The sequence below is a fragment of the Brevibacterium zhoupengii genome (assembly GCF_021117425.1).
GTDB classification, from domain to species: Bacteria; Actinomycetota; Actinomycetes; order Actinomycetales; family Brevibacteriaceae; genus Brevibacterium; species Brevibacterium zhoupengii.
In genome coordinates this window covers 1,335,180-1,355,240 of sequence record NZ_CP088298.1, presented here as the reverse complement: position 1 = coordinate 1,355,240, position 20,061 = coordinate 1,335,180, and the positions used below count along the sequence as shown (strand labels likewise).

Below are 20,061 nucleotides of genomic sequence, written 5' to 3'. Positions count from 1 at the left end.
CTTGTTGCATCCGATTTCATTTTTTCTCCCATTTCGCTCTGAGGAACGCCACGATCACGAGTGTTGCCCGGCGGCGGTCCCACCCGTGGAAGTCACGTTTGCGGTCCATGATCCGATGCACCGCTTGGTGGTGGTCCCGACACAACGGCATCAGATCCTCATCGGCCTCTCTGGCCGTCCAGGAGCCGTCCGGGTTCTCGACCACCCCGTCGTACGACACATGATGCAGATCGAGTGTGCCTGCATCCTCAAGCGAGACTCCGCACACTTGGCAGGCTGGTTCGAACCCAGCCGCACGCCGGTCACGAAACCAGCGACGTCGCCGCCAATGCCATTGCTGAGACCGCAGATACCCGCTCTGGTAGGCACTGGACCCGGTGCGGGTGAGGCTGAGCCTGCTCATCACCAATCACCACCATCAGAACATCGTCACCGACGGAGGTTCAGGCTTGTGCTCCGTCCCACCGTCGCTCTCGTCGTCCCCTGTCGGCGGCGTCTTTTGTTGCGGCTCGGAGGCTTTCGTGTCGGTCTCGACGACTTCACCCACCACAGTTTCTGCCGTCCCAGCTGTGGACAGGTGGTGTTGCCACCGATCGTCTTCGTTGTCTTCGAGTAGTGACTGAGCGTAGAGCTTCTTCGTCATGTTGATCTCGGCTGCGTACTTCGACTTCCAATACGGAGTCAGATGCATGAGCATGGGGCGCTTATTGCGCCAGAATACGACCGACCAGCCGAACGGCAGACGGTGCAATTCCGAGACTTCGAAGACCTTCTTCTCATGCAACTGTTCCGAGACCGTCGTCCCGTCGTTCTGCCGGGTCCGAGATGCCCGGAGCACCTCACGATTTCCCGCCAGAGTAGACAGCACCTCCAAGTCCTGAGTGTTCGAGGCACCACCCAGTTGGATCTTCACTGTCGCAGCGTCGAACAATGCTGACGCAGCTTGTTCACCCCAGGAGTTGCGCACCTGTGCCATGGACTGGAACACGGCCATGACACAGATTCCAACACCACCACCGTCAGCCATGAGAGGGACAAGCCCGTCCCAGGCCTTCGTGATGTTCGCGATCTCGTCGAGGACGAGCGCCATTGGCGGATCGAGTCGGTTGCCCTCGCGTTTGGCCGCGATCTCGCGCCCGCGCTCGGTGATGGCGTCCATCATCGCCACCAGGAAGGCGCCGGCGGACGAGCCACCGGTTTTGGTGCCCATGATGTAGAGGGTGCCGGAGTTCTCGATGAACTCGTCGATGTTGAATTCTTCGTGGGTCCCCTTCGGGTTCATGACTTCGCGAACGGCACCGACGCTGAGGCCGCTGACTGCGTTGGCGACGCCGAACCACTTGTTCGTCCGCATCTTCGGGTCCGACTCGATTTCGGATTCGAGGCTGGCAGCCCATCCGAGTTCGGACATGCCAACTGCTTCGTAGTCGCGCAAGATCTTCACTGCGTCCTTCGCACCCGCTGGTGACGTGCCCCACCGCATGAGCGTGTCGACGCTGGCACTGTCCAGGGCACAGGCGTGGAGCAGGGACTGCATGATCGTGACTGCAGCGGGTTTCCACTCTGAGTTCGACGAATCATCATTCAACCCGGTGGCCGAGATCAATGACGTTGCTCGCTGGCTTGCGACGATTCCTCTTGTGCACCCAGTGATCGGTGACCATTTCAAGCTCGTCGGCTTTCCGGTCAACCCTTGGGGGTCGAACAGTGTCACTGGGCCCTTGCGCGCACGAATGCTCGCCGTCATTGAATAGTTGTCCGCACGCGAAGACGTGGTGATCACCGGGCCGGGTGCATCGATGATGGCCTTCACGAGGACGTTCACGCCTTTACCCGACCGAGGGGGACCGATGAAGCAGATCGATTCTTCCAACGCGATCCAGGACTGTACGCCTTCACACTGCCCGAACTCGATGTTGCCCAGCTCGGGAGCAATCTTGGCCAGGCCCACTGCCCGCAGTGTCTTCGCCTGAAGCGACTTGTCGACCATCGTCGGTCTGACGTTCTCAACCGCCTTTCTCGCCGCACGAGGCCCGATCGCTTTGTTCACTTCACGGCGTTTGGCCACACCCCGGCGTTCGCGCAGCCTCTTGATGAAGTACTCATCGGATTCGAGGTAGTCCCGGTATTTCACGATCCCGAACAGCACCCCCGCGCTGACGATGAGTAACGCGACAACCCACACTGTGCCGATCGCCGCGCCAGGTGCGGTGCATCCCGACTCGGTTGTGCCGAAGGCCGCGGCGTCTCCGGTGCCGAAGAAGGAGAATACGTCGAAGATCCCTGATGGTCTCGCCCACGCTCCGCAGGCGAGGCGGTTGACCACCATTGCCAATCCGGTCAGCAGGGCCAGGATCCCGACGCAGGCGGCGACGATGTAGAGAATAATGTCGCCTTTCGACGACACCATCATCTGGTTATCCCGTTCTTGGAACAGTCCCATCACGCCACGTCCTTCCCCGCGCCAGGTGCCGCCCAGTCTGTGAATCTGTGATCCCCGACTGTTACGAACGCATCATCGTCACCGGTATCCCCGGAGGCTCGCAACCGCTGATCGGTGTCGAACAGGGGTTCTTCCTCGACGGTGAGGTCGTTGCTGACGTGGAACGTTTTCTGTCCCATCCGCCACAGCCCGGTGCCTTTGGGCAGTGTCTTCAACATCTGCCGTTCCTTGTCGTTGAGCTCGAGTTCTTCTGTCGTGGCGCGCAGTGCGGCCGCGTCCTGACGGTAGATGACCTTGATGTCGGCGTCGGCGAGCAACGACTTCGCCATTGCTGCCATCTGGGATCCCTGGTCACCGGCCATGTTCAAGTCCGAGACCTTGTGGAGGACGAGGATGTTGAAGATGCCGTAGTCACGGGCGAGCTTCCAGTTCTCGACCATCCGCTCGAGGTCGGCCCGTGAGGTCACAGCATCCCAGCCCTCTTCGTACACGACGAGGCGTTGCCCACCGTCGGGGTTCGTGACCATTGCCTCGATCCAGGTGCCACAGCACGCCGAGGCGACCCGCCGGCCCGTCTGTGTCGCTCCCCGCAGCGCGGCAGTGTCGATCGATACTGCTGGAACGTCGGAGTCGAACGTCACCGTGGAGAGTCCATCGAACATGCCACCGACGTCGCCGGTATGCAGCCTCTCCAGCGACATGACCAGATCCTCGCAAGCATCCGCAATCTTGCCCGGTGAGTTCTTCTGCGCCGCCTTCAATGCTTCGATCACGTCGGGAATGATCATCATCCGCCCCGCGCGTTCCGCGATCGCGACAGCACCCTCGACACCTTCCTGCAGCGCATTGTTCTCTGCCGGGGTGAGGTCGTCTTGGCCGGTGAGGATCTTCACGATCGTCGTGAGGATCGAGAGCCGACGAGTACGGACCATCATCGTCCACCCTTCGTCCGACAGCGGGTTACCCATCCGGTCGATCGAGGGCCGCACACCCTCCTCCAGAGGGTTGAGACGGGTAGGAAGGCCGGGACCGATCTGGATGACCTTGCCCTTCAGCCGGTGAATCACCCAGGTCCACTCGCCCTTGAGGTCACTGGCGACAGCGAGCTTCTTCCCGAACTGCACCAACCGTGTCGTCCACGACTTCGCCAGCGACGACTTCCCCGTCCCGACCGTCCCGAACAGGAGCATCGCCATTCCCGAGATAATGCCCCGACGGTAGAGATCCCACGGATCCGCACAGAACAGCCCACCCCCGTAGAGGTCTTCACCGATCGGAGGACCAGACGCTCCCAGGTTCGGTCCGGCACAGAACGGGTACGCCGTGGCCGCCGTGTGTCCGGCGACCTTCACTCCCCCGTCGTGAAGGATCGACGCCCCACGTCCCGAATGTCGTCGCGGCTGGCCACCTGGCGACCAGCGCCGCTTCGGGAAGCCTGCGTTGAGGTCCTTCTTCGGCTGCGCCTCAGCCAACTGGCGTTGCGCCTCGAGGCCCAGCGTGCGTACAGCCCTGGCCTGTTCTTTCCGGGTCTTCTTGTCTCCGTCGATGAACGCGAAAACATTCTGTTTCTTAGCCATTACACACTCAACCTGCCCAACGGAGTTGCCGATGCCATGAACGCACTGTCTTGCTGCCCGTACATCACCCGCACTTCACAGTTCGCGCGAGCAGCCGAGGTCTTCAACTGAGAGATATTGGCATCCATCTCTTCTTCCGAGAAAGCGGAGACCGTGATGAGGATCGTCATCTTCAACGCCGCATGGCCGCGCACGAGTTCCTCTTCCTCTTGGTCCAGGTCCTCGATCTGTCGGTCGTTACGGCGGGTCTTCTGCTTGCCCAACTTCTGCCGGATCGTATCGTTCGTGCCCCATGTCGCCCGGGACCGTTCGTTCGTTTTCAACGCCTTACCAATATCGCGTGGCTTCATGTACACGCTGACCGTGTGCCGGAAGTCCCCGGAGAAGATGAACCCGGAGAGGAACCCCAACTGTGCCTGTGAGCGAGGGAACTCCGAGATCTTGAACGTCCGGTGCAATGCACCTTCGGATGAGAACGTTGCCAATGAGTCCTTGGCCCACATGGGTCCAGCCGCTGACACGTCGACACCGTCTTCTCCGCGCTCGGAGATCTCCACCGACGATGCCGGGTCGAATGCTGAGCGGATGAGTGCTGCCAGCGACCGGGGAGAATGCCACCGCACCACTTCGGTCCCCGACTCTGGCAGAGCCGACTCGATGGCTCCCATCGCCACCAAGGCAGTTTCCATGAATCCACGGATACCGCGACCCGAGGAATGAATGCGCTTGGCCAGTTTCGTCTGGCTGAGCACAATCGACATCCACATTCCGTGGACCGGTTGCCCTTCTGCAGCCGAGAGCATGTCGACCAGGGACTGGTGCAAGAACGGGTCGATCGCCTCCCCCGCCTGGTGGACCTTCTCACCCGTATCGGGATCCTCGACGACTTGGGAGTTGTTGATCTCCTGGTCGTAGTGGTCCAGGACGGCCGAACCCGAGACAATCGTTGTCTGGTCCGACATTTGCACTCTCAGGACCCCGTCGATACCAGCGATCGTTGCTTCGGCTTCTGCCCATGCCCGCAGGCGTGCTTCCTGGTTATCGAACGATTCGAGGCCGAAGGCTTTATGCGTGGAGATCTGAGCGACGACAACACCTTCCTTCGAGGTCGGGTCGTAGGCGAACGCGGCCCCACCTGGCATCTGGTAGACCAGCAGTTCCCCGAACTCGCCGGGCAGCATCAGTCGTGCAGGCTTCGGTGGGACGATCCGGCCCTTCTTGTCCCGAGGTGTGTCCTCGCTGCGCTTAGGAGGATCGATGACGTCGAGTTCCGGGAGCAACTGGACGCCCTCGTCACCGATAGCGACGTCGACGCCCTCTTCTTCGGGCATGTACTCGTTTTGACCGGTACGGCCGCGTGACCAGGACGTCGCGAAGACCTGCACCCATTTCAGGAGCGACTTCCCGAAGATGCGGGGAATGCCCAGGACGCCCGTGACGGCGACTGTTCCCGCGGCGGCGAGTGTTCCACCGGGGAAGCCTCCGGCGATGACGAAGACCACCGCGATGACCATTCCGATACCGAGGAACGTCACCTGCAAGAAATCGAGGCCGAAGACGACTCCGGTGGATTCCTCTCGCCCGAACCGGGCGCCGTCCCATTCGCTTTCTTCACTGCTGAGTGTTTGTGTACTCATCGCTCTCACCTTCTGCCTGTAAAGAGTCGTCGGCCAGCCCTGGACGTCGCGCCAACCGTCTTCCTGACCGCACTTGTGCTGCTGCGCACCATCCGCTGACCTCCTCGTCCGAGACCGCCGTAGACCCGGCGTTGACCGGCCATGGCGAACCCGCCGGCTGTCTGCTCGAGCATCCGTGCCGAGTCGGGTGTCATGAAGGAGATGATGCTGATCATCACGATCGGCATTGCCGCCGAGATGAGTACCAGCACCACACCAGCAGCCATCTGCACCCAGTCGGAACCAATCGAGGCCATAGTGATTCCGAACTTCGTGACTGCCGCAGCAATGGGTTTGGCCATGAGCAACGCCACCACCAAGCTCGCCCACTTCGAGGCGATTCCTTTGGCGGCGTCCCACGACATGGAGAACACACCGACCGGGGTGAACATTGCGAGCACGAGAACGATCACGGTGCGAAAGAGCATCATGAGCATGAGGATCAGGCAGGAGATGAGGATGACGCCTGCCACGATCCACGGCAGGATCGATTGCCCGACCTGATCGGTGCCGGTGGCCATGGCCCAGATTTCGTACCCGGCATCGACTTGGACTCCACCAGAACCGTTGTTCGCTGATGGGTCCCACCAGAGTCCGAACAACCGCAGGATGCCGCCGACGCCAACGTCGTCGCCGCTGGTATCCCCCACCCCGACCTCGAGGATCCATTGCGTGAGCTGGTCGGTGCCGATCAATCCGAGATAGACGATCCCGGCGCAAATGTAGGTTGCCGGGACTGCCAGGACTGCGGAGGCGAATGCGCGGATCATTCCCGCTGTCGATGCTCGGTAGATCGACATGAAGATCTGGATCGAGAGGAAGATGATCAGCAAGGGCACCATGGCGATGACCATGACGTTGAGCATTCCCGGGTATTCCACGGTGTGCTGGTACACGCCGCCCTGGTAGACCTCGATCTTGCCGCCGATGACGGCCAGCCACCAGTCCGACCCGCCACCGTCGGCGGTGAACGACCCGACTCCGAAGGCTCCTTTGAGGAACTCCCAGGACGCGATCGCGAATCCGTCGATGGATTGCTGGATCAAAGCCTGGATGGACTCGCCCCAGTCCTTCCATGGACCGTCGAGGATGCCTCCCCAGTCCTTGCCCTTAGCTAGATGCATGCTGGCCTCTCAGAGACTGGATCGGGTCAGGGGAAGAGGGGGATTCCGGAGAAGTACATGACCGCTCCACCGATCGATCCGATGATGGCCGCAGCGATTGCTCCGATGAGCAGACCCTGCAGGCCCAGCGTCTGACCGTTGCCTGCTCCGAAGATCTTCGATCCCACCCACAGGAGTGCGGCGCAGACCATGAAGATCACGAGGCAGGCGATGACGGTACCGATGATCTGACCACCGAGAGTGCGGAAGAACCCCATCCAAGGGGCATCGAACTTCGGTGTGATCCCCGGGTCATAACCCTTGGCCAGGAGATCGATACTGGTGTTGACGAGTTCGACGTGTACAGCGTTCATTTCGTGTTGTTCCTTTCAGGTATTCCCCGACCCAGTGCCGGGAAAGAGAGGGAGTGTTACTTCACGGGGATCGTGAACATTCGGTATCCGTACTGCTGGGCGACGTTCCAACCCCAGTCATCGGGGTCTTTGCCCTTCCGGTGGACTTCCCAGAAGATGACCTCGACAGGGGCACCTTTCGCAGCATGGAAGTTGGTGTTATCGCAGTTGCCCTTCTTCCCGTCGGGCTGCCACTGGATGCGTGAGTACATTGGGGAGTGCTTCGCCTCGTAGTCGGACCGGTTTTGCTTCCAGTCCTCTTTCTTGGGCATGTCACCGGCGCGACCGACTTTCGACCATTTGATGTCTTTGGTCTTCACCGACTCGGCTTCCCACTTATTGGCGCCGATCTCGCGGATCGCGCGGCCCATCTTCCCGGCCTCGGCCTCTGTCGGCTTGTACTTCTCGCCGTCCTCGTCCTTCGCCTTGTCTTTCTTCCCGCCCAGGTGGGTCTTCGCCGAGATCGACACTGTCGACGTGCACTTCGAGTGCGGTGCTTTCCGGTCAACGCGGATCGTTTTCTGTTTCGCCGCTTCCGGTAACAGCCCCTCAGTTTTCGAGTCCGAGGATGACCATTCGATGCCCCCGCCGATCGAGCCCAGCAGGAGCGCACCGAGGAAGAACATGGCGACCCCGATCTGGCCCTTCTTCACCCACTCCTGCATGGAGAAGGTTTTTCCGGCCAGCCAGGTCAGTAGCAGGCACGCGCAGCCGACGACGGCCAGTGCTATTGCTGACCCGAGGAACCACGCCGCGATGGTGTTCAACTGCGTCAACGGTGCCGCGATGTCTTTGAGCATCCGAGCCTCCAAAGAGAATGTGTGTTGTCGTAGTCGTTTCTCTCTGTGGCCCACACATGTCTGTCAGCGCACGAAAAAGGGCGGGCGCCCTCCCGAAAGAGAACACCCGCCCCACGCATCTGGTTCAGCGGTCAACCACGCGATTACCGTTTCGTGCGTGCCATAATCTCACCGATGCGGGCACGCACCGACACCTCCTGATTCAACTCCGCCAGCGCCGCCTCAGCCATTTCCCTAATCGTGTCCGCATCGTCCGGTTTCGTACGTCTCACGAAATCCAACAAATCCTGCTGGGCACGAATCCGCACTTCCAGGACGTAAGAGCTCACCTCGTCCAGGTCCGAATAGCTCTTCTTCCCACCGTCATCTTGCGTGTCATCTCTCATTCTCAGCTCCCGTCAGTTCGTTGTTCTGCCTTACAGAAACCCCCGGTCGTGCTCAACCCGCACAGCGGATCCAACCGCCTCCGGCCCGTCGAACGCAGGTCGATGACCGTCCCTCCGAGCCGTTGAACCACACTCGTCAAGTCGCCTCCAGTCACATGACAGGTGGTGTGTTCGCTATTTCGCATGGTCTTCCTCCAATTCCAGTTCGAGTCGAGCGGTCTCCACCGCAACGACCAGGTCCTCTCTCGCCCGTTCAAGTTGGTCCTCAATGCTGCACCGCAGAGCTGTACCTCGTTCCACCCTTTGCAGGGACAACGCGCCACTTCCGTTGAAACGCCACCCGTACTTCAATGTCTGCAGTCTCCATTCCAGACCTTGCACGCGAGCACCCGCGTCTGCAGCCTTCATCAGCACGGTCTCGGGCAGGTCCTGCCACTGATGTGGGACAGTCCACTGCCTCTTCACCTTCCGCCCCCCGCAAAGCCCGCGGTAGAACATCAACACCCACCCGGCGCAGGCGATGACGACCACCAGCTTGCAGATCCACGGCAGGTCATCCGAACTCCACCCTGACCACAGGGCGATGCAGGTGATTCCGACGATCGCGATCAGCAACCGCACCACGGTCGACATTGACGGGTACCGGCTGTACTGAACAACGGCGACGCTCACCAACCGCTGCTCGGGGCGGCGACCACCCGGAATGTTGATCCGGTACCCCTGGATGTGCCGCTGAACGCGCCACATCACTGTCGTTCCTCAGCCGCTTGAACGACCGTCTGGAAATCTCTCAGCACTTGTTCTGCGCACACCTCACGTACGGTGTTGTTCCCTATCGCATTGACCGCCGCGTACTTGTGAGTCCCGCTCTCTCCAACCGTTTTGATCACCAGGTAGATCCGGTCTCCCTTAGCCACCGTCGTCACCCATTCGATTGCCTGAGCATTCACGAGGGTCGCTCTCGGTTCCGGCGAAACCGTGTCAGGAGTTCTGCGTTCGGTGAGCAGAGTCAGTCTGATCAGTGCCATGGTTCAGTTCCTCCCGTTACCGTGTTCGGCATTCCATCTCGCTGCAGCGAGTTTCGCCTCGGCCAAGTCGGCTTCTTCGTGGATCTCCGAACCGAGGTTCTCCAGTTTCCACCGGGTATCCATCCACCGTGCGAATGCCGTGCTCGTCTGGCCTTCTATAGCTCGACGATCATCGTGGAGTCGCTGCAGCTCGTCATCGTTGTCGATGTCTTCCTTGGAGATCTTGGCGAGCATCTGCCGTGCCTTCACCGCTTCCCGCTGCGACCGGTGTGTGTCCGAGGCATACAGCAAGGCATCTTCAACCAAAGGCACCAGTTGGGCCAGATACTCGTCGGTTGATAGCCCACACCGACGCATTCGCTCCATTCCGGTCTCGACGTCGGCAATCAGCTCAGCCACGGTAGACACGTCATCATCAGAGATCAACGAATCTGCCCACCCCGCAAACACGAGCCTGTCGTACTTCTTCCACCCGGCGGCTTCTCGCTTCGCCAACCAGAACTCGAGCAGATACAACCCAGCACCGACACCGACACTGATTCCTGTGTTCGCCATTCCTGCCCAGATACCGCCAAGGAACCCAGCGTCGGTGAACATCGAGAACGGGCCGAAAATGGTCAGGCCCACGAAGACGGCCCCTGGGATCACCCAGAACAAGGGAATACGCAGCTGGGTCGAGATGAGATAGGGCGTCCACGTCAACTCCCGCGCCCTCGCCAAGAAATTCTTCGCCGGCCGCTCCCCCATCGCCTCGAGGTCGTGATCACCGACAGGGCCCAGCGCAGTGATACGGCGACGATCAGGCGAATAGTAGGTGACTTCCTGGACGACGTTCGCCGCGTACTTCAACACCCGTTGACGGACCTGCAGGGCATCCATCACAGTGTCCAGACCAGCCACAGCAGGAACACCCACACACCCATCGCGACCACAGCGCACCCGGCCAACAGCAGTCTGCCGACCGGGCCGTGGAAGATCCTCGGCAGGTGTTCGGGTGCGTCATCGTCTTCGCTCGGGACGACGTTTTCCAGGTAGTAGGTCCACCATTTCCTCACCCGTGCCCGGTTGCGGTCACGAATCATCCGCCACCGCCCGAACAGTCCTTTGTACCGTCCCGGGTCCGTCGACGCCGCCTGTCCTGCCCGGGTGGTTTCGTTCGCCTCGTCGAGGTCGATGTTGAGGCTTCCCGCCTGTTTCTTCTTACTCATCACGCCTTGCCTTTCGAATCCTTGGCGCTGAGAACTCCCAACGCCACCTGCAGAAGAGTCTTCGTTGTCGATACGTACTGGCGCACCGTGTTCCTCTCCCACCCAGTCACCTTCACCACGTGCTCAACAGGCACCTGACCAATCGGTCCCTTCCACGAGCTCATCGCTACTGCGGTCTCTCGCGTCCATGACCCGGACTCGTCAGCACCTGGCAGACACTCGATGAGATCCGTAATCCTGATACCCCGACCCGCAACACTGTGTTTGTGCTCGATCGCGGTCCTGATCACCTGGCAGTGGAGTTCGAACAACCGTTTGCAATCACGAACCCGCTGCTCGCTGAGCCCAAACGCTGCCGATGCCGTCTTCACATCGGACTCGAACTTCAGGTGGGTGAGGAACCCAACCATGAACGCCTGCGTCTCCATCACCGAGGCGGCCGCTGCGATGACCGGTCGCAACCACGTCATCGTCGCCAGATGCTCGGCCACGATGACCGCGATGTCCGTTCCCCACGACCTCGGGTCCGACGCAGCGATCCGATCGAGGACTTCCTCGACCGCGACTGGTGAGTCTTTCGGCCCTGACACCAGGTCGCCGGGATTGCGACGAGTCTCAGCGTCGATGAGGTCCGCCATCCGATTCCGAGCGATTCCCGTGATCCACGCCTCCAACTGCCCCAGCTCCGGGTTGAACCCGGCACGGGCTTTCCACGCTGAGACGATGACGTCTCCGGCAACGTCGTCGGCCCACCGTGACAGCCCGATTGCTGACATTCGGGGCCGGATCGTGCGCTTGGCAACAGTCTCGACTGCGGTCAACAACTGTCGTTCTGAGAATGGTTCTTCGTGCTCTTGCATGGTTCACCGTCCTTCCTTGACCATCACCCGACGTGTCGGTCACGTGACCGGACACAGGCCTCGGTCATGTCCACGACCGTGACCGTCTGGTCCCGGTCAATCAGTGACCGGACATCAGGTTCCAGGGCGTCGTAGATTGACCGGTCAAGCTGTTTGGGGAAGTCCAATTGCTTACGGCAGCCCGGGCATGACCGGGCCGTCCACCCAGAATCCGCGTGGTGCGGGATCGGGCACTTCCGGTCACCCGCTGTTCGCTGACCGAGTGACCGGTCACGCATGTTCCGGTCACCGAAGTGGTCAATGACCGCGGCCTCCCACTCGTGACCGTCGTTGACCAGGCTGCGACGGACAAAAGCGTCCGGTGCCCCGACCGTCCGGGCTGACCGGCCAGTGATCTGCTCGGCCAACCAGACCGCCCGGTCACGGTCAAGGCTGACCGACCACTGACCGGCCACGACCGCGACGAGCCGGTCAAGGTCGACCGGTCCACGAGCGTTGGGCACCCGGTGAGTCCCGAACCGCTCCAGTCCTGGTCCCCCCTCGTGATTGCCGTGATCAGTCTTCGTCGTCTCGTCGGCCTCGGCTCCGCCCGAGGCCGCCCCCTCGCCTGTACTCACGCTGGGACTAGAAGACGACGATGACGGTTCAATGACGGTTAGAGACGCACCCGCGTTAGTCTCCGCGCGCGGGACCCGACTCTGTGTCGGGTGGGACCCGACTGTGTGTCGGGTATGGTCCTCGTTTCCGGCATACCCGACTCTCTGTCGTGTCTTGAATTCTCGGGCCTGCGGGGGCATAGACGACTCTGTGTCGTCTCTTGAGTTTTCAAGACCCGACTCTGTGTCGTCTCTTGAAAAATCAGGGGTCGGCTCCGTCCGAGCAATCGGCTTGTTAACCGCTTCCGGGTGGAACCGGTACGTGTTTCCCGACTTCCCACCGGCCTTCTTGTAGCGGACTTCGACACTAAGGAGACCGAGATCTCTGAACCGTTTGAGTGCCCGTTGGACCGTGCGCTCGTTGAACCCCGATTCGTGCGCCAGAGTGTTCTGGAACGGGAAGGCTGACCACAGGCCTGTCTCCTCGTCGAACGATGCGTTGTCAGCCAACAGCATCAGAATGAACCGTTCAGGCCCGGAGAGTTCGAACTGGTCGAACACCTGCCTCCTGGCCCACGTGATCATCTCTACCGCCATGATTCACCCCCTACGCCTACGAACATCGTCATCGTCGTCACCGGACTGCCGGTTTAGGGAAGCTGCGGTTGAGAGTGAAGGGTGTACTTACCCATTCGCCGCAAACCCGGGCGAACCAGGACACCACGTTGTTCTCACGGAGAACCTCGAGGTGATGCCGGACCTCATCGACACTCATCCCTGCATCGGCGCTCAAACGGTCGATGGAGACGTCTGACTCCCACCGGTCGTTGACCGAGACTGCCAGCATCCACACGAGCTGGACCTGCTCGGGACTGAACCGGCCGCATTCGTTGACCTGCAGAGCCCATCGGCGGAGCGAACTGCTTTCATACGTCTGTGTGCTCATTGCTCTTTCTCTCCTTCCGGGGTGCTGTTTTCCGTGCCTCGGGTCTCGCCAGGAATCTGGTCGAGTAGATCCATCTGCCCCGGCACTTCGGCCTGCTCTTCATCGCGCGTATCTGCCATGACCGTCACTGACCGATCTGTCCTTCGGGACTGTGGAAGTCGATGTCGACGATCGAGGCACCCCACGAGTAAACGACGGCGATCCAGTGCCACCACCAGCGCACGTCCAACCAGTGCAGATACCACGGACCCGAATAAGACACCTCGCCCAGGGTTCCCAGCGTCATCAGGACCGCCAGCACCACAACGAGAATGAATCCACCGATCTTCATCACCAATCACCCCTCACCGAGCTCCACCGACGTTCCCCGACCCGGATTCCCTGTACGAAACACGAGAGCTTCGGGAGCACGCATGGCCTCCACTTCCGTCGAAGTGACGTAGACGTACCGGTACCGGTGCTGCCCGACCCTGATTCCCAAACCGATGAGCCTGGCCGAAGCCCAGAAGATCACGAGTGCAACCGTTCCGCCGGCTACCTGTTCAGTCGGTGCTTCCCGCACCCAATCAACGGCATCGATGAGGATCCGCGAATTCGTCAACCACGCCACCACGTAGCCCACAGCAGCGATCCAAGCACCGAGACCCAGCAGCTGCCGCACCTTCGACGCTGGACGCTGATACACCGTGACCGGCTGGTACCGGCCAGCGACGTCCTCGCTGACCGCACGTCCCGTCCTCGAGCCGAGCCAACCCAGCCACATCGGCCAACGCTTCCTGCGTTCTCCACCAGCGCGGGCCATGCGGGAGTTCTCCCCGCAAGTGCACCCCTCCGTGCGGTCTTTCTCGGTCGAGAGGTGGTAAAACCCGGTGCATGGCCAGACGTGACCGGTCGTCGATGCCGGATTGCTGTCGACGCGTTTCATGACTGCTCTCCCTTGCTCAAGATCCCAGTCGCTTTTGTGCTTCGTTCACGTTTCGGTTTGCCCCAGTGCCTGACGAGGAGACGAACCCCTACGACGAAAACTGCACACGCTGTCGCAATTGGCATTGCGACCGACACGGCCACTGCCAGCAGGAGGAGGGCTCCACTGGCGACGGTCACGATGGCGACATCGATCAGTGGCGAGACACTTCCCTCACCCGAAAGCAGGCGCAGAGCCAAGACCGTGACGGCCATACCAACGAGGACTAGGAGTCGCTTCGTGGAAACGTCACCAGTCTTCGACCAAGCAATCATGCCGAGGCTCAACCAGATGATGAAGGCCACCCCGGACAGCGCAGCCAGGTACATCGGCGACATAGCCTGTGCGTGCTCCAACGTCTGGGTGGTGTTCGGTGCCGTGGTGGGCCAGTCGTTGACTGGCCAATGTGAAGGCACAAAATCAGTGAACGACGGCATCATTGCGCAACCTCCGAAACCCGGCCTGTAGCCTCCATCACGATGTCGACCACGGCAGCAGTGTCGAACTCGTAGTGAGTTTTGACTCCCTCAGTGCCGTCCTTCTTGATGTACACGCCGGACGCGAAATAGTGGTCGACCCACTGGCCGGAAGGCATACGGTAAGTCGATTGCCGCGCCATGGTCGGCCGGAACACACCCCGGTCTCCGTCAACGCGAGGCCAATCGTCATCGAGGAAGTACTCGACCTGATCCCGCACGTTCACGCGCAGCTCAGGGTCAAAGGTCGTTGTGGTTTCGACTCTCTTGACGGTTTTCCCGCTCATGATTCCTCCTCATCAGTTGAGTCGTCCGACTCGTCGACTGCATCTGGTGGTAGATCCCGAGCCTCGACGACCACCGGCCCGGCGAGTCCTGCGTCCATCAGTCCCGAAATGCTGGCCCCGACGGGAACAAAATTGACCGGGATTTGGAAGTCCCACCACACCGGGTCGCACAAGTCGCACTCCGCGTTGTCGAGACACACCACCCGGTCATAGGCCATGAACAGGACACGCTGGTCGCCTTCCAACCTCACCTGGATCAAGGGTTTGCCATTGAACGGGTGAAGGGAGTCGTCCCCGGTCCACGCGAGACTGTCGACCAGCGGTGTCTCTCGAACATCGTCTGGGTCAAAATGGCCCGCGTAGAGGAACGGCACGATGGTCTTCGTACCGAGAAGATGAACAATGCGCTCCACAGCCGTTTCGAGTGAGGACGCACTGTTATAGAGGAACGGCACTCGGGTCTCCCGCCCGAGGAGCTGAGCGATATGCTGCTTAATCGCTTCAGGCGAGTCCACTGTGACTGTGGATTTGGATGGTTTGGTGTAGTCAGGCATCGGTGCCTCCTGTGAAGATCTGCGGGTGTGAGTCCCTGAGCGCGGCTAGGCGGCGGCGGCCGGTCTTGTCACTGAATCCGAACTGTCCAGCCAGGTCCGCTCCCGACGTGTCCTCACCCTGTGCTGTGCGCTCGGTGATGAACTCGATGAGCGCGTCAATGTCCGGTGTTGCCGTCTTGGTTTTCGGAACTGGCTGTTCAGCCGGTTTCTCTGGGTCGGGGACGCTGGTCAGCCATGGCGTGCGAGGGAGCGCGAACTGTTCACCTTCTTCGGCTGCTTGCGCTGCCCGAGTGGCCAGTGCATCCCGTTGCGCTCGGACGACCTCGAGGTTCGTAGCGTGTTGCTCGCGTGCCAGTTCAGCATCCTGTCTGGCTGCTTCCCGCTCGGCTTCGACCTCGAGCTGCTTACGTTCGCGTTCAGCCTGCTCGGCCAACCACTCGGCCTCTGCCTGCTTCTCGCGCCTCCGCGAGATCGGATCCTCAACCGCGACCCTGGAGAGCTGCTCGGTCGCCGCGAACACGGCGAAGGGGACCATTCCAGCGATGACTGCTCCGATGAGTCCCTGCCAGGAACCTTCCCTCGCATCCCCGTAGGTCAGGGCGTGTGCGACGTTGGCGATCACGGATAGGCCGGTGAACGCGGCCAGCAGCACCCAGGACTGCCAGGTCTTCTCGCCGCGTGTTTTGTGGATGAGGATTGATCCGGCGTAGACAAGGATCGCGGTATCAATGAATGCTGGTACTGCCCAGTGCATCCACTCGGGCAAACCGAGCCAGGAGGCGACTTCCATGAGCGCGACGAAGCTGATCGCGAACGCTACGAGTCCTGCGAAGGCGACACCGATGGTGATGAGGCGAACGAACCTGTGATCGTCCGGGTTGATCCGTGACTTCGGTCCAGTATGAACAGCAGTAGTCGACTCGTTCGGTGTAGCCTGGTCCTGCCTTTGAATTCTGCTAAATGCTCTTGCATGGTTCTCTGGCTGGACGGTCTCATCCTTCACGGGTGAGGCCGTTCCTGCGTCTGCTGGAGCATTATGTGCCAGTGCTGTGTTGTCTGTAGTCATGGTTGCCTCTCTCACTGGTCGACCGGGCCGATCCAGTCGCATGAAACTCCGCCGTTGCCGTTGTCTCCGTCGTAGACGACGCAGGTGATGGTGCGTCCGTCCTCGAGGACGATGGGTTCTTCGTGGAGTCCTTGCCCGTCGCCACGTTCCTCAACAACGGAGGGATCATTGGTTTCGTCCGCGCCCTCCGGGGGTTCCTCGACCTTCTTCGGTTCGCATCCAGCCAGGCTGGCGGTGAGGATGATGGTGGCCAGGAGGATGACTGGTTTCTTCACGTTTGTGGTCTTCATGGGTGTTCCAATCACTTGGTCTTCGTGGTCGTGAGTTGCTTCGTCACGAATGGTTCGAGTTCCGGGATCTCGACCGCATGGTCACCGACGATGGGCTTGAGTGCTTTGAACAGTGCCCGCATTGTCCGGTCCCGGTCGTCGTCTGTGGTGTCGGTGCGGCGCAGAATCTCGACGAGGTGCGCGGCATCGTCCATCACTCGTTTCAGCACCGGGTCCAGGGACGGTCCGCGGCCGAGAATCTTGGCCTGGTGCTCACCGTTGCGCAGTGCTTTGTCGAAGGCTTCTACAGCTGCGCGGTATCCCTGGAGTCGAGTCGTACTGTGAGGCTGGTCTTCCCAAGCCTCGCGTGCGTTCTTCGCGGCGTCGGCGGTATTGAGGATCCGCACGGCGAATTTCTCGTGTGCGACGTCGTGGATTGCGGGGTAATCGATGAGTAGGTCGAGATCCGTATGCCACTGATCCCATCGTGTCTGCGCTGCGTTATGACGTGCGGCGGTGATTGCACCCTCATCCCACACAGCGTCCGTTTGGGTGTCGTCGTTGATCTGGCCTTGCGCACGAACTCCGGTGACTGGATCCCCCAGCACCATCTTTGCCATTACGTAGATCATTCCGGCGGCCACACTGAGAGCGATGATCGCTGGAACTCCGATCATCAGGAATGACTGGACCGTCTCGTTGATCCACGTTTCGAACGAGGGGGTGATCGTGTCAGCGGCGGAGAACGTCATGACCGGCTCCGAGTGATGACTTGGAGGTTCGTCATGGTCTTCTTGATCGACCCGACGGTGTCCGAATGTGTCAGCGCGGCCTGAAACGTCGGGGCCGGCTGTGTGGCCATTGCCGAGAGCAGGTCGGAGAGGACGCCGAGTGCGTCGGCGACGTCCCGGCCGAGGTCTTCGACCTTGTCGCCTTCGAGCGTTCCGAGGTCGGAGACTCCCCCACTGAACGCAACCTCGAGGAGCTTGGACTGTTTCTTGACCATTGGCAACGGTGCTGCGGCTCCGTAGTGGAGTTCCCGAATCGCACGGACCACGTGCTCACGGCCAGGAGTGTTACTCGACTCGCTGAGATTCACCGACGCCGGTTCAAGACCGGAACCAGACACGAGGCTGTAATCGTCGTCATCGTCGTTCTCTATTACTTCTGCATCGACGATGTGCTCGTCTCCCGAAGATTTAGACGTTGGTTTCGGCGAGGCTGCGGGGCGAGATTTACCGTCCAAGCCGATCACTCGCGAGTCATCACCAACTGTGCCATTTGGCACAGTTGAGCTTTCCACGCGACGGGCAACGGTGCGCGGGGCCATGTCGACGGCCGAGGCAATGCCTCGAGTCGACATACCTGCCGCCCTGAGTTCACCAATCACTTGCTCTTCCAGCTCGCGCGGTGGCCGCAAACTCACATCTCGGAATTCCTCGTCGAGGTAGTCCTGCCACGACTCGTATCCAAGCGCGAGCCAAATTCGACCCTTCCACGCAGTAATGATCTTTGTTTGCAGCGATCCGTAATCGGCTTTGAGTTCCTCTGTAAACTCACGAGCTTCGGCTTCAGTGAATGTACTGACGAGTTCGGTACTCATGACGCCTTCACCGCTTTCACGTCACCGTTCGGCGCAAACGGATCATCTTCGGCTCCCGCCAAGAGAGTCGATAGAGGGATATCCCAGGCCTTGGCCAATTTCAGCAACTCACCGAGCTTCCAATCCACCGCACCGTGTAGGCGCTTGGAAACGTTGTTCTGCGAAATCTCCAGAATCTCGGCTACATCCAGCTGACGCAGTTCGCGCCGTCCCATCTCGGCCATTACGTTGGCCCTCACTTGCTTCGAATACCTCATACTCTCACCGTATACTGTGACCGTATACGGATGCAAGGACCGAGACTATGTTTTCGACATATCGCATACGCCCAGCGGTTTACTGACAAACGCTGAGCGTATACAGTAGAGCTATGACATTACAGATTGAGGAACCAGCTGCAGTTTCAGAGAACGAGAGCATCGGGCTAGAGGTGCGTGCCTGGATGGTTCGGAAACAGTTGAAGCAGGCAGACATTGCGCAACTCCTAGGCTTCGCGCAAAAGAATGTCTCAAATAGGCTGCGGGGGCAGATTCCATTCCGAATTGACGAGCTACTGGCGATCGCCAGTTACATGGACATCACACTGGCCCAGTTACTGGGGAACGAAATCGTGAATGAGAAGAACCCCCACCCAGCGGATGGAGGTTCTTCAGGCGTAGCGGGGGGGAGGCTCGATCTCCCGACCTCACGATTATGAGTCGTGCGCTCTAACCAGCTGAGCTACCCCGCCCCAGCGCCGCATTTAAGCGGCACGAGAGCCCCGAAAGGGATTCGAACCCTTGACCTTCTCCTTACCATGGAGATGCTCTACCGACTGAGCTATCGGGGCAACAGGTAAGAATTTACACGGCTTCGCGCAGCGAGGGCAAATCGGCGTTCAGTGACGTCACTCACAGATCACAGAATTTCACTTCACTGGGTCGAAGCGACCCGCCAGGAAACCCTGCAGACGCCCCGGGTGGTTGGTGATGATGCCATCGACCTCGGCGTCGAGGAGTTCGCGCCATTCGTTCATGGAATCGGCTGTCCAGACGAAGACGCCCAGGTCGTTGTCCCGAATCTCGGTGACCACGGACCTGCGCATAGAGAATCCCTTGTATGAAGGGTTGATCGCGACGGCGCCCAGCGCCCGCGCGGTCTCGATGTCCTCGGGGCGCGGAACCATGCGCAGGAGGAAGCGCGACACCATCGGCAACATGTCTCTGCAGGCGGCGAGCGTCTCGGTGTTGAACGACTGCACGACCATCCGATCGGCAGTGCCGGTCTCGACGACGAGCTCTGAGATCCGCGCCACCGCTCCGGAGGACCACTCCCCCTTGAGCTCGAGGAGAAGCTCCCCACCTCGGTGCTGGATGTCTCGCATGACAGCTGCCAGCGTGGGAATCCGAACTCCGGTGAATCCTGGCCCCATCCACGAGCCGGCGTCGACGAAAGACAGCTCCTCCGCCGTCAGATTGGCCACGGGACCCTTGCGGTTCGTGGTCCTGTCGAGGTCGGGGTCGTGGAGGATGACCGGAACCCCATCGGCGCTCGTCGAGGTGTCGACTTCGATGAAGTCCACGCCGAGGGCGCGGGCGGCGTCCACCGCGGCGAGGCTGTTCTCCGGGGCCACCGCGGAATAGCCGCGGTGGGCGATCACCAGGGGGCGCTTGGACGATCCGGGTCGTTCGGTGATTCCTCGTTCGTGCAGGAACTGCAGAAAGCTCATGCGTCCAGCCTATGCCCTGCACCAGTCCTCGTCTCAATTCGCTCTCACGACGCCCTGCACCAGCCGATGCCTCAGCCAGCAGGACCGACCATGAAGCA

At 60.5% G+C, this 20,061-nt stretch carries 28 protein-coding genes, 2 tRNA genes and 1 pseudogene; 1 reads left to right on the top strand and 30 read right to left on the bottom strand.

Going from position 1 to position 20,061, the window contains the following annotated elements:
- Nucleotides 1–16 precede the first annotated feature (16 nt).
- The 27 genes and pseudogenes from LQ788_RS06155 to LQ788_RS06035 form a co-directional block, all read right to left on the bottom strand.
- Nucleotides 17–403 (bottom strand): hypothetical protein, encoded by a 387-nt coding sequence (locus tag LQ788_RS06155; protein ID WP_101574901.1) that lies wholly within the window; start codon nucleotides 401–403, stop codon nucleotides 17–19.
- A 15-nt stretch (nucleotides 404–418) separates the two neighbouring features.
- Nucleotides 419–2,443 carry a type IV secretory system conjugative DNA transfer family protein gene (locus LQ788_RS06150; RefSeq protein WP_231445936.1) on the bottom strand — a complete coding sequence of 675 codons (2,025 nt, stop codon included), beginning with the start codon at nucleotides 2,441–2,443 and terminating at the stop codon, nucleotides 419–421.
- The gene (locus LQ788_RS06145; protein ID WP_231445935.1) at nucleotides 2,443–4,020 is read right to left on the bottom strand and encodes a conjugal transfer protein TraC; all 1,578 of its coding nucleotides are present in this window, start codon (nucleotides 4,018–4,020) and stop codon (nucleotides 2,443–2,445) included. The genes LQ788_RS06150 and LQ788_RS06145 overlap by 1 nt, the downstream gene beginning before the upstream one ends.
- Complete coding sequence (locus LQ788_RS06140; RefSeq protein ID WP_231445933.1) at nucleotides 4,020–5,657, bottom strand: SCO6880 family protein; 1,638 nt, start codon at nucleotides 5,655–5,657, stop codon at nucleotides 4,020–4,022. The genes LQ788_RS06145 and LQ788_RS06140 overlap by 1 nt, the downstream gene beginning before the upstream one ends.
- A gap of 5 nt (nucleotides 5,658–5,662) precedes the next feature.
- Nucleotides 5,663–6,820 carry a type IV secretion system protein gene (locus tag LQ788_RS06135; RefSeq protein ID WP_231445931.1) on the bottom strand — a complete coding sequence of 386 codons (1,158 nt, stop codon included), beginning with the start codon at nucleotides 6,818–6,820 and terminating at the stop codon, nucleotides 5,663–5,665.
- Between the two features lie 26 nt (nucleotides 6,821–6,846).
- The gene (locus LQ788_RS06130) at nucleotides 6,847–7,173 is read right to left on the bottom strand and encodes a hypothetical protein (protein ID WP_231445928.1); all 327 of its coding nucleotides are present in this window, start codon (nucleotides 7,171–7,173) and stop codon (nucleotides 6,847–6,849) included.
- 56 nt (nucleotides 7,174–7,229) lie between these two features.
- The gene (locus LQ788_RS06125) at nucleotides 7,230–8,012 is read right to left on the bottom strand and encodes a hypothetical protein (protein ID WP_231445926.1); all 783 of its coding nucleotides are present in this window, start codon (nucleotides 8,010–8,012) and stop codon (nucleotides 7,230–7,232) included.
- A 143-nt stretch (nucleotides 8,013–8,155) separates the two neighbouring features.
- A complete protein-coding gene (locus LQ788_RS06120) occupies nucleotides 8,156–8,398 on the bottom strand; it encodes a hypothetical protein (protein WP_231445925.1) in 243 nt (80 codons plus the stop codon).
- 174 nt (nucleotides 8,399–8,572) lie between these two features.
- Nucleotides 8,573–9,145, bottom strand: a complete 573-nt coding sequence (locus tag LQ788_RS06115; protein ID WP_231445924.1) for a hypothetical protein — start codon at nucleotides 9,143–9,145, stop codon at nucleotides 8,573–8,575.
- Entirely contained in the window at nucleotides 9,145–9,426 is a 282-nt protein-coding gene (locus tag LQ788_RS06110) for a hypothetical protein (RefSeq protein ID WP_231445923.1), read from the bottom strand. The genes LQ788_RS06115 and LQ788_RS06110 overlap by 1 nt, the downstream gene beginning before the upstream one ends.
- A 3-nt stretch (nucleotides 9,427–9,429) precedes the next feature.
- Complete coding sequence (locus LQ788_RS06105) at nucleotides 9,430–10,305, bottom strand: hypothetical protein (RefSeq protein WP_231445922.1); 876 nt, start codon at nucleotides 10,303–10,305, stop codon at nucleotides 9,430–9,432.
- Nucleotides 10,305–10,634 carry a hypothetical protein gene (locus tag LQ788_RS06100; protein WP_231445921.1) on the bottom strand — a complete coding sequence of 110 codons (330 nt, stop codon included), beginning with the start codon at nucleotides 10,632–10,634 and terminating at the stop codon, nucleotides 10,305–10,307. The genes LQ788_RS06105 and LQ788_RS06100 overlap by 1 nt, the downstream gene beginning before the upstream one ends.
- The gene (locus LQ788_RS06095; RefSeq protein WP_231445920.1) at nucleotides 10,634–11,494 is read right to left on the bottom strand and encodes a sigma factor; all 861 of its coding nucleotides are present in this window, start codon (nucleotides 11,492–11,494) and stop codon (nucleotides 10,634–10,636) included. The genes LQ788_RS06100 and LQ788_RS06095 overlap by 1 nt, the downstream gene beginning before the upstream one ends.
- Nucleotides 11,495–11,517: 23 nt before the next feature.
- Nucleotides 11,518–12,111, bottom strand: a complete 594-nt coding sequence (locus LQ788_RS06090; RefSeq protein WP_231445919.1) for a hypothetical protein — start codon at nucleotides 12,109–12,111, stop codon at nucleotides 11,518–11,520.
- 360 nt (nucleotides 12,112–12,471) lie between these two features.
- Nucleotides 12,472–12,675: pseudogene (locus LQ788_RS19930) on the bottom strand (helix-turn-helix domain-containing protein); the annotation flags it as partial.
- Between the two features lie 49 nt (nucleotides 12,676–12,724).
- Nucleotides 12,725–13,036, bottom strand: a complete 312-nt coding sequence (locus LQ788_RS06085; RefSeq protein WP_231445918.1) for a helix-turn-helix domain-containing protein — start codon at nucleotides 13,034–13,036, stop codon at nucleotides 12,725–12,727.
- Nucleotides 13,033–13,164, bottom strand: coding sequence for a hypothetical protein (locus tag LQ788_RS19840; protein WP_262908316.1), 132 nt, complete (start codon nucleotides 13,162–13,164; stop codon nucleotides 13,033–13,035). The genes LQ788_RS06085 and LQ788_RS19840 overlap by 4 nt, the downstream gene beginning before the upstream one ends.
- Nucleotides 13,161–13,367, bottom strand: coding sequence for a hypothetical protein (locus LQ788_RS06080; RefSeq protein ID WP_231445917.1), 207 nt, complete (start codon nucleotides 13,365–13,367; stop codon nucleotides 13,161–13,163). Before LQ788_RS06080 ends, LQ788_RS19840 begins: the two co-directional genes overlap by 4 nt.
- Nucleotides 13,368–13,373: 6 nt before the next feature.
- A complete protein-coding gene (locus LQ788_RS06075; RefSeq protein WP_231445916.1) occupies nucleotides 13,374–13,961 on the bottom strand; it encodes a hypothetical protein in 588 nt (195 codons plus the stop codon).
- Nucleotides 13,958–14,416 (bottom strand): hypothetical protein, encoded by a 459-nt coding sequence (locus LQ788_RS06070; RefSeq protein WP_231445915.1) that lies wholly within the window; start codon nucleotides 14,414–14,416, stop codon nucleotides 13,958–13,960. Before LQ788_RS06070 ends, LQ788_RS06075 begins: the two co-directional genes overlap by 4 nt.
- A 20-nt stretch (nucleotides 14,417–14,436) precedes the next feature.
- Nucleotides 14,437–14,763: a hypothetical protein gene (locus LQ788_RS06065; RefSeq protein WP_231445914.1), complete on the bottom strand. Its 327-nt coding sequence runs from the start codon at nucleotides 14,761–14,763 to the stop codon at nucleotides 14,437–14,439.
- Nucleotides 14,760–15,317, bottom strand: a complete 558-nt coding sequence (locus LQ788_RS06060) for a hypothetical protein (protein WP_231445913.1) — start codon at nucleotides 15,315–15,317, stop codon at nucleotides 14,760–14,762. Before LQ788_RS06060 ends, LQ788_RS06065 begins: the two co-directional genes overlap by 4 nt.
- The gene (locus tag LQ788_RS06055) at nucleotides 15,310–16,383 is read right to left on the bottom strand and encodes a DUF2637 domain-containing protein (RefSeq protein WP_231445911.1); all 1,074 of its coding nucleotides are present in this window, start codon (nucleotides 16,381–16,383) and stop codon (nucleotides 15,310–15,312) included. Before LQ788_RS06055 ends, LQ788_RS06060 begins: the two co-directional genes overlap by 8 nt.
- Nucleotides 16,384–16,394: 11 nt before the next feature.
- Nucleotides 16,395–16,673, bottom strand: a complete 279-nt coding sequence (locus LQ788_RS06050) for a hypothetical protein (protein WP_231445910.1) — start codon at nucleotides 16,671–16,673, stop codon at nucleotides 16,395–16,397.
- 11 nt (nucleotides 16,674–16,684) lie between these two features.
- Nucleotides 16,685–17,404: a hypothetical protein gene (locus LQ788_RS06045; RefSeq protein ID WP_231445909.1), complete on the bottom strand. Its 720-nt coding sequence runs from the start codon at nucleotides 17,402–17,404 to the stop codon at nucleotides 16,685–16,687.
- Nucleotides 17,401–18,015 carry a hypothetical protein gene (locus LQ788_RS06040; RefSeq protein ID WP_231445908.1) on the bottom strand — a complete coding sequence of 205 codons (615 nt, stop codon included), beginning with the start codon at nucleotides 18,013–18,015 and terminating at the stop codon, nucleotides 17,401–17,403. Before LQ788_RS06040 ends, LQ788_RS06045 begins: the two co-directional genes overlap by 4 nt.
- 236 nt (nucleotides 18,016–18,251) lie before the next feature.
- The gene (locus LQ788_RS06035; protein WP_231445907.1) at nucleotides 18,252–18,479 is read right to left on the bottom strand and encodes a helix-turn-helix domain-containing protein; all 228 of its coding nucleotides are present in this window, start codon (nucleotides 18,477–18,479) and stop codon (nucleotides 18,252–18,254) included.
- A 146-nt stretch (nucleotides 18,480–18,625) separates the two neighbouring features.
- Here LQ788_RS06035 and LQ788_RS19925 point away from each other — a divergent pair, with 146 nt between their 5' ends.
- Complete coding sequence (locus LQ788_RS19925; protein WP_394801336.1) at nucleotides 18,626–18,952, top strand: helix-turn-helix domain-containing protein; 327 nt, start codon at nucleotides 18,626–18,628, stop codon at nucleotides 18,950–18,952.
- Here LQ788_RS19925 and LQ788_RS06030 read toward each other — a convergent pair.
- The 3 genes from LQ788_RS06030 to LQ788_RS06020 all read right to left on the bottom strand — a co-directional run bounded on the left by LQ788_RS06030 (nucleotide 18,912) and on the right by LQ788_RS06020 (nucleotide 19,963).
- Nucleotides 18,912–18,985, bottom strand: a tRNA-Met gene (locus LQ788_RS06030). The genes LQ788_RS19925 and LQ788_RS06030 overlap by 41 nt on opposite strands.
- Nucleotides 18,986–19,011: 26 nt before the next feature.
- Nucleotides 19,012–19,084 (bottom strand) — tRNA-Thr (locus LQ788_RS06025).
- A gap of 78 nt (nucleotides 19,085–19,162) precedes the next feature.
- A complete protein-coding gene (locus LQ788_RS06020) occupies nucleotides 19,163–19,963 on the bottom strand; it encodes a glycerophosphodiester phosphodiesterase (protein ID WP_231445906.1) in 801 nt (266 codons plus the stop codon).
- Nucleotides 19,964–20,061 lie beyond the last annotated feature (98 nt).

Excerpts from the sequence above, each read along its gene's own strand:
- LQ788_RS06060 (WP_231445913.1), bottom strand. The coding sequence starts at position 15,317 with ATGCCTGACTACACCAAACCATCCAAATCCACAGTCACAGTGGACTCG.
- LQ788_RS06065 (WP_231445914.1), bottom strand. The coding sequence starts at position 14,763 with ATGAGCGGGAAAACCGTCAAGAGAGTCGAAACCACAACGACCTTTGAC.
- LQ788_RS06100 (WP_231445921.1), bottom strand. The coding sequence starts at position 10,634 with ATGAGTAAGAAGAAACAGGCGGGAAGCCTCAACATCGACCTCGACGAG.
- LQ788_RS06085 (WP_231445918.1), bottom strand. The coding sequence starts at position 13,036 with ATGAGCACACAGACGTATGAAAGCAGTTCGCTCCGCCGATGGGCTCTG.
- LQ788_RS06035 (WP_231445907.1), bottom strand. The coding sequence starts at position 18,479 with ATGGCCGAGATGGGACGGCGCGAACTGCGTCAGCTGGATGTAGCCGAG.
- LQ788_RS06020 (WP_231445906.1), bottom strand. The coding sequence starts at position 19,963 with ATGAGCTTTCTGCAGTTCCTGCACGAACGAGGAATCACCGAACGACCC.
- LQ788_RS06155 (WP_101574901.1), bottom strand. The coding sequence starts at position 403 with ATGAGCAGGCTCAGCCTCACCCGCACCGGGTCCAGTGCCTACCAGAGC.
- LQ788_RS06075 (WP_231445916.1), bottom strand. The coding sequence starts at position 13,961 with ATGAAACGCGTCGACAGCAATCCGGCATCGACGACCGGTCACGTCTGG.
- LQ788_RS06140 (WP_231445933.1), bottom strand. The coding sequence starts at position 5,657 with ATGAGTACACAAACACTCAGCAGTGAAGAAAGCGAATGGGACGGCGCC.
- LQ788_RS06055 (WP_231445911.1), bottom strand. The coding sequence starts at position 16,383 with ATGACTACAGACAACACAGCACTGGCACATAATGCTCCAGCAGACGCA.
- LQ788_RS06040 (WP_231445908.1), bottom strand. The coding sequence starts at position 18,015 with ATGTCGACTCGAGGCATTGCCTCGGCCGTCGACATGGCCCCGCGCACC.
- LQ788_RS06130 (WP_231445928.1), bottom strand. The coding sequence starts at position 7,173 with ATGAACGCTGTACACGTCGAACTCGTCAACACCAGTATCGATCTCCTG.
- LQ788_RS06115 (WP_231445924.1), bottom strand. The coding sequence starts at position 9,145 with ATGTGGCGCGTTCAGCGGCACATCCAGGGGTACCGGATCAACATTCCG.
- LQ788_RS06120 (WP_231445925.1), bottom strand. The coding sequence starts at position 8,398 with ATGAGAGATGACACGCAAGATGACGGTGGGAAGAAGAGCTATTCGGAC.
- LQ788_RS06045 (WP_231445909.1), bottom strand. The coding sequence starts at position 17,404 with ATGACGTTCTCCGCCGCTGACACGATCACCCCCTCGTTCGAAACGTGG.
- LQ788_RS06125 (WP_231445926.1), bottom strand. The coding sequence starts at position 8,012 with ATGCTCAAAGACATCGCGGCACCGTTGACGCAGTTGAACACCATCGCG.
- LQ788_RS06105 (WP_231445922.1), bottom strand. The coding sequence starts at position 10,305 with ATGGATGCCCTGCAGGTCCGTCAACGGGTGTTGAAGTACGCGGCGAAC.
- LQ788_RS06095 (WP_231445920.1), bottom strand. The coding sequence starts at position 11,494 with ATGCAAGAGCACGAAGAACCATTCTCAGAACGACAGTTGTTGACCGCA.
- LQ788_RS06145 (WP_231445935.1), bottom strand. The coding sequence starts at position 4,020 with ATGGCTAAGAAACAGAATGTTTTCGCGTTCATCGACGGAGACAAGAAG.
- LQ788_RS06080 (WP_231445917.1), bottom strand. The coding sequence starts at position 13,367 with ATGAAGATCGGTGGATTCATTCTCGTTGTGGTGCTGGCGGTCCTGATG.
- LQ788_RS06110 (WP_231445923.1), bottom strand. The coding sequence starts at position 9,426 with ATGGCACTGATCAGACTGACTCTGCTCACCGAACGCAGAACTCCTGAC.
- LQ788_RS19925 (WP_394801336.1), top strand. The coding sequence starts at position 18,626 with ATGACATTACAGATTGAGGAACCAGCTGCAGTTTCAGAGAACGAGAGC.
- LQ788_RS06150 (WP_231445936.1), bottom strand. The coding sequence starts at position 2,443 with ATGGGACTGTTCCAAGAACGGGATAACCAGATGATGGTGTCGTCGAAA.
- LQ788_RS06050 (WP_231445910.1), bottom strand. The coding sequence starts at position 16,673 with ATGAAGACCACAAACGTGAAGAAACCAGTCATCCTCCTGGCCACCATC.
- LQ788_RS06135 (WP_231445931.1), bottom strand. The coding sequence starts at position 6,820 with ATGCATCTAGCTAAGGGCAAGGACTGGGGAGGCATCCTCGACGGTCCA.